Origin of the sequence: Streptomyces viridiviolaceus (genome assembly GCF_014650995.1) — a bacterium.
GTDB classification, from domain to species: domain Bacteria; phylum Actinomycetota; class Actinomycetes; order Streptomycetales; family Streptomycetaceae; genus Streptomyces; species Streptomyces viridiviolaceus.
In genome coordinates, this window is sequence record NZ_BMWA01000081.1 from 1 (window position 1) to 1,721 (window position 1,721).

Here is a 1,721-nt window from a genome sequence, read left to right on the forward strand (position 1 = left end):
GAGTACGCCTAATGGGAGGCGAAGGCCGGTTGGTGCTGACCTTCGTGGGCGCGAGTCGAGCCTTTGAGTATGCCTGGGCCTGAGAGCCCTGTTGACAAGACGAGGCCGGCTCGCGCCCAGCAGTCAGGTCAGGAGTGTTCGGAATCAGGTGCGGTTCGTTCTGCAAGGGCACCGAAGAAGATGCTGTTCCTGCGGGACGGTCCGCCTGCGGCTCTCGGGCGGTTGGCTGTTCGTAGTCCGAGCCGGTTGCGCGGATCACCTCTCAGCTCTGCCTTGAGCTTTCAGCTCTGACGCGGACCGAGGGCCGTGTGACTCGCTGGGGTTGCGAACGGCTGGTGGGATGACGTGCCTTGAGCACTTCCATTAGGGAGCACGCGCACCCTGCACAGGCTCTGACCTGGCAAGAGAGCCGTCACGAAGGAGGACCGGATGGAGATCACCGAGTTACCGACGCCAGTGTTCTGCGGGGTGGACTGGGCCGAAGATCACCACGACATCGCACTGGTCGATGCGGGTGGACAACAGCTCGCCAAGGTGCGGATCAGCGACGATGCGGCAGGCTTTGCTCAGCTCATGGCTCTGCTGGCCGAGCACGGTGACAGCGAGGACATACCCGTTCCGGTGGCGATCGAGACATCACGCGGACTGCTTGTTTCCTGCCTGCGGGCCACCGGCCGAGCGGTCTTCGCGATCAATCCGCTGGCTGTCGCCCGCTACCGGGACCGCCACTCCGTCGCCCGCAAGAAGTCCGACGCCGTCGACGCCGCGGCACTGGCCAACATCCTGCGAACGGACATGGCCGCCCACCGCCCGCTGCCGGCGGACTCCGAACTCGTCCAGGCCATCGCCGTGCTCGCCCGGGCCCAGCAGGACGCCGTCTGGGCCCGCGGCCAGGCCCACAACAAGCTTCGCTCCCAGCTCAGAGAGTTCTATCCGGCGATCCTCGACGCCTTCGCCCAGCACAAGCACGGCCTGTGCTCAAGGGAAGCCCGCAGCATCCTGGCCGCGGCACCGACCCCAGCATCGGCTGCGAAGCTGACACGGCGGCGTCTGCAGTCGCTGCTCAAACAGGCCGGCCGCATCCGCGGCATCCAGGCCGAAGCCGAACGGCTCCACGAAATCTTCAAACGCGACTACCTCCACCAGCTCCCGCAGGTCGAAGCGGCTCTCGGACATCAGACTTCCGCACTGCTCAGGCAGCTGAACACCGCCTGCGAAAACGCCGACCAGCTCGAAGAAGCCGTTACACAGGCCTTCGAGGAGCATCCGGACGCGCCGGTCATCCGCAGCTTTCCGGGCCTCGCCGCACTGACCGGCGCCCGAGTCCTGGCGGAGATCGGCGACGACCGGACCCGCTTCGCCACCGCCGGATCCCTCAAGGCCTACGCGGGAAGCGCCCCCGTCACCAGAGCCAGCGGCAAGAGCTGCAAGGTCATGAGCCGGAAGGTCAAGAACCAGAGACTGGCCGCCGTCGGCTACGTCTGGGCCTTCAACTCGCTCACCAGGTCACCCGGCGCCAGAGCGCACTACGACCGCCGACGAGCAGCCGGCGACCGCCACGTCGCAGCACAGCGCAATCTCTTCAACCGCTTCATAAGCATGCTCTTCCACTGTCTCCAGACCGGTCACGCCTACAGCGAAGCGATCGCTTTCCCACAGGCTCCAGCAGAGCTCCAAGCAGCGGCGGCTTGACGCTTATCCGCGTGGGATGTCTTGTCGGC

At 66.0% G+C, this 1,721-nt stretch carries 1 protein-coding gene; it reads left to right on the top strand.

Annotation, left to right across the window (positions count from 1 at the left end):
• Positions 1-429 precede the first annotated feature (429 nt).
• The gene (locus tag IE260_RS40955) at positions 430-1,692 is read left to right on the top strand and encodes an IS110 family RNA-guided transposase (protein ID WP_189881011.1); all 1,263 of its coding nucleotides are present in this window, start codon (positions 430-432) and stop codon (positions 1,690-1,692) included.
• Positions 1,693-1,721 lie beyond the last annotated feature (29 nt).

Coding starts and splice junctions, on each gene's coding strand:
- IE260_RS40955 (WP_189881011.1), top strand. CDS start 430: ATGGAGATCACCGAGTTACCGACGCCAGTGTTCTGCGGGGTGGACTGG.